Origin of the sequence: Candidatus Sulfotelmatobacter sp., from assembly GCA_035498555.1 — a bacterium.
GTDB lineage: Bacteria > Eisenbacteria > RBG-16-71-46 > RBG-16-71-46 > RBG-16-71-46 > DATKAB01.
In genome coordinates this window covers 1-7,974 of the sequence record DATKAB010000111.1, presented here as the reverse complement: position 1 = coordinate 7,974, position 7,974 = coordinate 1, and the positions used below count along the sequence as shown (strand labels likewise).

General features: G+C 68.4%; 4 protein-coding genes. 3 read left to right on the top strand and 1 reads right to left on the bottom strand.

Features of this window, described 5'->3' with window-relative positions:
• The coding region (locus tag VMJ70_09945; protein HTO91443.1) for a hypothetical protein at nucleotides 1-768 on the top strand (768 nt) is incomplete at its 5' end.
• Nucleotides 765-1,847, top strand: coding sequence for an LLM class flavin-dependent oxidoreductase (locus VMJ70_09940; GenBank protein ID HTO91442.1), 1,083 nt, complete (start codon nucleotides 765-767; stop codon nucleotides 1,845-1,847). The genes VMJ70_09945 and VMJ70_09940, both read left to right, overlap by 4 nt.
• Here the strand turns inward: VMJ70_09940 and VMJ70_09935 are convergent.
• The gene (locus VMJ70_09935; GenBank protein HTO91441.1) at nucleotides 1,833-3,023 is read right to left on the bottom strand and encodes a hypothetical protein; all 1,191 of its coding nucleotides are present in this window, start codon (nucleotides 3,021-3,023) and stop codon (nucleotides 1,833-1,835) included. The two genes, VMJ70_09940 and VMJ70_09935, sit on opposite strands and share 15 nt — an antisense overlap.
• Nucleotides 3,024-3,254: 231 nt before the next feature.
• Between VMJ70_09935 and VMJ70_09930 the strand changes: the two genes are divergently transcribed.
• Nucleotides 3,255-7,974: S8 family serine peptidase (locus VMJ70_09930; protein HTO91440.1), on the top strand; the 4,720-nt coding region annotated here is incomplete at its 3' end.

Below are 7,974 nucleotides of genomic sequence, written 5' to 3'. Positions count from 1 at the left end.
GGCAACGGCCACGGGATCTTCTACACGCTGCACTTGCTGGAACACCTGGAAAGGCTCGGCGTGCGGGTGATCAATGGCCACGACGCGTTCCAGGTCGAGACCTCGAAGGCGCGGCAGCTCTCGCTGCTCGAGAAGCTCGGGCTGCCGTTTCCGCGCACACGCGTGATCCACACGCTCGAAGACGCGCCGGCCGCGGCCAACGGTCTGCGCTTTCCGATCGCGGTGAAGCCCAACATCGGCGGCAGCGGCGCGGGGGTCCGGCGCTTCGAGAGTATCGAGGCGCTGCGCGCGGCGGTGGCCGAGAACGACTGGAGCTTAGGGGTAGACAGCACGGGATTGGTGCAGGAGTTCATTCCGGCCGAGGAGGGTCGCATCACGCGCGTCGAGGTGCTGGGCGGAAAGTATCTCTACGGCATTCGCGTCTACGCGACCCCGGGGAGCTTCGACCTGTGCCCGGCCGACATCTGCCAGGGCCTGGATGGCAAGGAGCTGGAGCGCAGCGCCTGCCCGGTGGACGCGCCCAAGAACGGCTTGAAGGTCGAGGCCTATCGCCCGCCCGACGAGATCATCGCCGAGGTCGAGAGCATCATGGGCGAGGCCCGCATCGACGTGGGCGGCGTCGAATACCTGATCGACGCCCGCGACGGCCAGCGCTACTACTACGACATCAACGCGCTCAGCAACTTCGTCGCCGATTCGCCGCGCGTGTTGGGGTTCGACGCGCACGCGCGTCTTGCCGACTACCTCGAAGCGGAGGCCACGGCATGAGCCTGCGCTTCGGCTACTGGCTTCCGGTGTTCGGCGGCTGGCTGCGCAACGTGCCCGACGAGGGCATGCCGGCGAGCTGGGACTACGTGCGCCGCCTGGCGCAGCGCAGCGAACAGATCGGCTACGACCTGACGCTGATCGCCGAGCTGAGCCTCAATGACATCAAGGGCGTCGACGCGCCGTCGCTCGACGCGTGGTCCACGGCGGCGGCGCTGGCCGCGGTCACCGAGCGGCTCGAGATCATGGTGGCGGTGCGTCCGACGTTTCATCCACCGGGGCCTCTCGCCAAGCAGGTGGCGAGCCTCGACCACCTGAGCGGCGGGCGCATTTCGCTCAACGTGGTGTCCTCGTGGTGGCGCGACGAGGCCGAGCAGTACGGCGCCGAGTTCGACGAGCACGATCAGCGCTACGCGCGCACCGCCGAGTGGATCGCGGTGGTGACCGGCCTGTGGAGCGAGGCGCGCTTCAGCTACTCGGGGCGCTACTACAAGGTGCGCGGCACGATTCTCGAGCCCAAGCCGCTCGCCCCCCCAACGCTCTACGCGGGAGGCGAGTCCGAGGCCGCGAAGTCGCTGATCGCGCGCTCGTGCGACGCTTATCTCATGCACGGCGATCCGCCCGAGCGGATCGCCACGAAGATCGCCGACCTTGGCGCGCGGCGCGAGCGGGCAGGGCTGCCGCCGCTCCGCTTCGGGATCGCGGCTTACGCCATCTGCCGCGACACCGAAGAAGAAGCCGAAGCCGAGCGCCGGCGCATCACCACGTTGCGGCCCGGGGCGCCGGGATTCGCCAACTTCGGCCAGTGGGTGGCCGGCACCCAGTTGGAGCGCAAGCTCGAGATCGAGGACTACTCGGTCTCCAATCGGGGCCTTCGCGCGGGACTGGTGGGTACGCCCGACCAGATCGCCGGACGCCTGCTCGAGTTCGAGCGCGCCGGCGTCGACCTGGTGCTGCTGCAGATGAGCCCGCAGCTGGAGGAAATGGAGCGCTTCGCCGGGCAGGTGATTCCGCGCGTGCGTGGAGGACTCCGACTCGATGGAGTCGGACGGGAGCCGGCGCCCGTGCTAGTGCGCGGCTGATCCCCGCGCCGACCGCCAGATCGCGACCGGGTCGAGCCACACGCCGGCGGCTTCGCGCTTCTGGTTCTCGAGACCGGAGTCACGCGCCACCGGCCACGAGGCCTGTTCGTAGTAGCCGCCCGCCCATCGTCCGAGCGGGAGCCCCGCGCTCCAGCCCCAGCTCATGCCGTCGACATCGCCGAGCGGATCTCGGTAGTAGCCGAGACGGATGGCGAACACGCGAGCCAGCGCGAGCTCGAATCCGTATCCGTCGGTGCGAAAATCACCCGCGGACGGGGTGACGACCACGTGATCGTAGGTGAGCCCTGCCGAGACCAGCGGCTGGAGACCCGGCCCGAGCAGGCTCCACACGCCGTCGCGTGGCCACTTTCCGCGCATCGGGTCCGCGGCGAGGTGGAGGCCGACTCCTTTCCGCTCCTGGTGTGAAACCGGCTCCGGAACGGAGCTGCCGGAAAATATGACCCCGGCGTTGTCATCGTCGTTGATCCTCGAGTAGCCGATCGCGAGCTCGACGCGAAGGGGAGCTGAGTCGGAGCTCTCGAGACCGTCGAACGGCGTGATCCGAACGAGCAACCCGTGGTCGCGCGTGGTGGCGCTCCCCTGGAAGTCGGGCGCGAATACCACCTGGGTGTCCTTGAAATTCATGCCGAACGACACGTCGGCCCAACGCGCCATCCGCACCGCACCGCCGCCCAGGTGAAGCGCCGCGTCGAGGGCTGCGAGCGCGTTGACTCCGAAACCCCAGGAATGGACGTGCTCGTAACTGTCGAACGTCCCGATGAAATTGCCGGGGTCGAAGATCACCGACGGCCCGTACTCGAGATCCACGCCACCGTGGCCGTACGGCTGGCCCGAGAACACCACCCCGATGCCGGCGCCGCCGAACTTTACCGCGTCCGTGATGAAGCGGACGTCCGGCGCGAGATTGGGAAGAAGCTGCGAGTTACCATGCACGTACCGGATGTCGGTCTCGTATCCCATCACCGCCGGGTTGGCCCAGTGATTCCGTTCCTCGCCCCAGAACATCGCGGTCGAGGCCCCGCCGAGGGCGGCGGAGCGGACCGACACGTCGACGTCCATCGAGCGCGCGGTGCCCTGCGCATGGGCGGGCTCGAGGCTTGAAACGATCCCGAGCAGCGCGAGACCCGCCTGGAGGGCGGCCGCGGCCAATCTCATGGGGACGAGCCTACCGCCCGACTCGCCCTCGACTCCAGGACGGAGTGCTCGCCGACCCCCCCGGGGCAAGTCAAGACTGAGCCGAGTTGCATCCCGCACGACTTTTGCGGAAAACCCGGTGGAATCGGACGTTCGAGCACGCTTGGGGCTGGACCCGCGAGGGGGTTTCGGGGTTTCATTATGCCTCGCGCCTCCCGTCACACCACCCACGCTTCCCCCGGAGATCGCAGCATGCAGAGGGTCACCCCGCCGTTCTCCCGCCGCCACATTCGCAACGGTTTCCAGACCCTCGCAGCACTCGCATGGCTGATCACGTTCGGCGCTCAGTTCGCCTCGGCGACGCCGCGTGCCGGCCGCTTCGAGGACCGCCTGCGCCCGCAGCTGGTGGCGCCCGCTCCCGGCGAGCGGCTCGCCGAGAACGCCATCGTCTTCGCGATCGAACCGCCGCGGGGCACGGGCGATCTGCGCGTCATACTGCTGCCGCGCGAGTTCGATCCGAGCCAGTGGCGCGAGGTGCCGGGTAACGTTCCCGATCTGGTCGTTCGTTCCACGAAACGCGGCGTGGTGTCGTTCGCCGATCTCGGCATCACGATCACGAAGGAGAGCACCTGGTGGTGGACGGTGGGCGCGCGCGACGCTCAGGGCGCATGGCATTTCGCTCCGGTTCGATCGTTCGTCGCCATTCCCAAGTTCTCGAATCGCGTCGCGCCTTCGCCCTACCTCGTGCGCGGCGTGCTCGGCCAGCTCGCGCCCGACGAGCTGAAGCGCGAGCGCGCCGAGACCTTCGCGAGCCCGGAGGACGCGCGGCTCTCGGCGGTCGCGATTCCTGGCGGCGCTTCGCCGCACATCCGGCTGGCCGCCGGCTTCGATTTCACGCCCGCGACCGCGACCCCGGTGCTGCCGACCGAGCTGTCGGTCTCGCGCCTGCCGGAGGCGATGCCGGGCGGAGGTGAGATGCAGGCCGTGCTGGTGCAGTTCAAGGATGCGCCCGGCGAGGCCGAGCTGCGCGCCGTGGCCGAAGTCGGCGGCGCCGTGTTTTCGTACATTCCGGATCAGGCCTATCTGGTGCGCCTCTCGCCCGACGCGCGCGCGCGCCTGGCGGCCGCCGCCTCGGTGGCATGGATCGGCGACTGGCAACCGGCCTACAAGTTGAGTCCGAGCGTCGATCGCTCGGCTGCGGCGCCGGCGCGCTTCGCGGCGCTCCTCTTCCCCGATGCCGAAGTCGCCGCGGTCTCCCAGGCGCTGACCGGCATGGGCGCGGTGATCGCCGACGTCTCGAGCAACGGCATCAACAAGCTGATCCGCTTCGACGCGCGCGGCGATCAGGTGACGGCCGCAGCCGGGCTTTCGAGCGTGGCATGGATCGAGCCGGTGCTGCCGCTCACCATCGAGAACGACAACGCGCAATGGGTGGTGCAGACCGACGTCAGCAACAGCCGCCGTATCTGGGACATGGGTATTCACGGGGAAGGCCAGGTGGTGATGACCTCCGACACCGGCATCACCACCGCGCACGATCAATTCCGTGATTCCAGCGTGACCATCTCGACGTGGGGCGACTACCCGACGCACCGCAAGGTGATTGCGTACAAGATGGGCTCCAATAATCCGTCGGTCGAGTTCGGCGACGACGCGCCCGCCAGTTATCACGGCACGCACACCGCCGGCACCTTCATCGGCTCCGACGATCCGGTCGGGAACGCTTCGCCGCGCGACGGCATGGCCAAGGGCGGCAAGATCTACTTCATGGACATCTCGGGCACCGCGCTCGGCAACTCGGTGGATCCGTTCCCGGATCTCAACGACCTGTTCCTGCCTTCGTATCTCGGCAACGCGGGCGGCGCGGCGCGACTGTCCTCCAACTCGTGGGGCTCGACCTCGAACGGCGCCTACACGCTCAATTCGCTGCAGGTCGATCAGTTCATGTGGAACCATCCCGACTACTTCATCTCGTTCTCGAACGGGAACAGCGGGCCGACCGGCGGCACCGTAGGCTCGCCGGCCAGCGCCAAGGACTGCATCGGGATGGGCGGCGTGCGCAACGGCCCGAACCAGAATCAGATCTACAACGGCACCAGCCGCGGCCCAACGCTCGACGGGCGGCGGAAGCCCACGGTCTGCGCGCCGGGCCAGAGCGTATTCTCGGCCAATGGCGCCACCACCAATGGCTACATCTCACTCACCGGCACCTCGATGGCGTCGCCCTCGGGCACCGGCGCGATCGCGCTGATCCGGCAGTACCTCACCGAAGGCTGGTACCCGACCGGCGCCAAGACCGCGGGCAACGGATTCAATCCTTCGGCCGCGCTACTCAAGGCGATGGCGATCAACTCGGCAGACAACGGTGTGATGGGCTTCACCGCGCCCGACAACAACATCGGCTGGGGCCGGATCGACGTCGACAACGTGCTCTATTTCCCGGGCGATCAGCGCAAGCTGCTGCTCGAGGATTTCACTTCGGGGCTGCAGAGCGGCCAGTACGTCGAGTACCAGGTGGCGGTGGTGGATACCACCCAACCGCTCAAGGTGTCGCTGTGCTGGACCGACTACCCGGGGAGTCCGTCGGCGGCGGTGCAGCTCGTCAACAATCTCGATCTCACCGTGAGCCAGGGCGCCACGGTCTACAAGGGCAACTCGTTCGCGGTGAGCGGCTATTCGGCGCAGGGCGGCGTCGCCGACAATCGCAATGTCGAAGAGGGCGTGTCGGTCGCGACGCCGACCAAGGGCGTGTGGACGGTGCGCGTGGCGGCGCCCTCGGTGCCGATGGGCCCGCAGCCGTTCGGCCTCGTCATCACCGGCGGCGTCGGCAACGGCGCCGGCACGCTGGCGATGGATCGCTCCTCGTACGGCTCGAGCAGCACCATGCAGCTCCAGGTGGTGGACACCGACGTCATTCCGCCGGTCACCGTAAACGTCAGCTCGAGCACCGAGCCGGGCGGCGAAACCGTCACGCTCACGGGCGCCAGCGGCGTTTACACCGGCTCGATCAATCTGGCGCCCACGCTGCCGGCCGCGGCCGACGGCGTTCTGTCGGTCTCGAACGGCGACGGGCTCACCGCCAACTACAGCGACGCCACGACCAGCGCCATCATGGTGGCGCACGCCTCGGTGGACTTTTCGACGCCCGTGATCACCAACGTGCACGCCGCTTCTCTCGGTCCGGTCGGAAATCTCATCACATGGGACACCGACCGCAATTCGACCTCGCGCGTGATCTATGGAACCACGACGGCGCTGGAGCTGGGCAATGTGGATTCCATTGGCTACGCGACGCATCATCAGGTGCTGGTGAGCGGGGTCAGCGCCGGACAGACCTACTACTACGACGTGCAGTCGGTGAGCCTGTCGGGCAGCTCGGCGCGCGACGACCGCGGCGGCGGCCACTATCGCTTCACCGCCAAGGCGCCGGGCGACGTGCTGCTGATGCTCGGCGACGCCGGCTTCGAGCGCCTGATCACCTGGCAGAGCTCGCTCAACGACGACAGCTACGACTACGACATCTGGTCGGGGTCGCTCGCCGACAATCCCGCGCTCGGCGATCAGAACAGCGGACTGCGCTCCTACAAGGCGGTGATCTTCCAATGCGGCATCGACGACTATCCGCCGGTCTCCGACACGCAGGCGAGCGCGTTCGATTCGTATCTCAGCGGCGGCGGGCGGCTGTGGATCCTCGGCCACGATCTCGGCTGGGGCCTCGCCGATCCGAGCTCGCCGAGCTACAGCGCGGCGCGCGCGGCGTGGCTGCAGAACACGCTCCACGCCAACTTCCTCGCCGATCCCGCCACCTGGGCGACCGAGAACGGCGTGCTGAACGATCCGATTTCGGGACCGTTCGTGAGTCCCAACGGCGTGTCGTACTCGCCGTTCGGCTCCGGCCAGGCGGGTGACGAAGTCTCGATCAACGCTGGCACCGGCACCGGCAACTACGTGTGGATGGACACCGACGCCTCGCCCGACAACAACGTGCTCCGCTGGGAGAGCAACATGGCCAACGGGACACCCGGCACCGGCACCTGGGCGGGGCTGCCGTCGCGGCTGGTCAGCGAGTTCCTCGAGTTCACCGCGATGAGGCCGCCGTTCGCTTCGCCCGACGCGATCCGCGACACCATCCTCGACCGCACGCTGACCTGGCTGTTCGCGCGGCAGCGCCCGCAGGTGACCCTGGCTTCGCCGAACGGCGGCGAGAGCATTACGACGCCGACCACCAACATCACCTGGACCGAGAGCGTGGGCGGTGGATTCAGCGTCGCCAACCGGACGATCGAGTACTCGACCGACGGTGGCGACTCGTGGAGCACGGTCGCGACCGGCGTGGGCGCGAGCCCTTACGTCTGGAACCTGAGCGGCGTGCCGAACACCACGCACGCGCGGGTGCGCGTGCGCATCTCGGACAACGGCTCGCCGTCGTTCCGCGCCTCGGATCCCAGCGCCGCCGACTTCACCATCAATCGCGGCGGCGGTGACGTCGAAGGCCCGGCGGTGGTGCCGGGATCGATCGCCGTCAATCCCAATCCGGTGGTGCGCGGCACGAGCGCGGCGCTGACCGCGACGGTGAGCGACGCCAACACCGGCGGCGGCGTGGTAGACGCGGCCGAGTGGTCGTTCGGCCCGACGCCGGCTGCGGCCGGCAGCGGCACGCCGATGAACGGCGTTTACGGCGCCACCAGCGTTGCGGTGTCGCTGGTGCTCAACACCCAGTACTTCGTGCTCGGCCCGCAGAAGCTGTGGGTGCGCGGGCACGACGCGGCCGGCAACTGGGGCGCGGCTTCGTCGCTCGACGTGCAGGTGAATGGCACCGGCACCACCGGGGTGGGCGAGGTTCCGGCGGTCAGCTTCCTGTCGCAGAACGCGCCCAATCCCGCCGGCGCCGGGACCACCATTCGCTTCGGACTCGCGCGCTCGGGCGCGATCGCGCTCGACATATTCGACGCCCAGGGGCGGCGCGTGCGGC

Coding starts and splice junctions, on each gene's coding strand:
- VMJ70_09940 (HTO91442.1), top strand. CDS start 765: ATGAGCCTGCGCTTCGGCTACTGGCTTCCGGTGTTCGGCGGCTGGCTG.
- VMJ70_09935 (HTO91441.1), bottom strand. CDS start 3,023: ATGAGATTGGCCGCGGCCGCCCTCCAGGCGGGTCTCGCGCTGCTCGGG.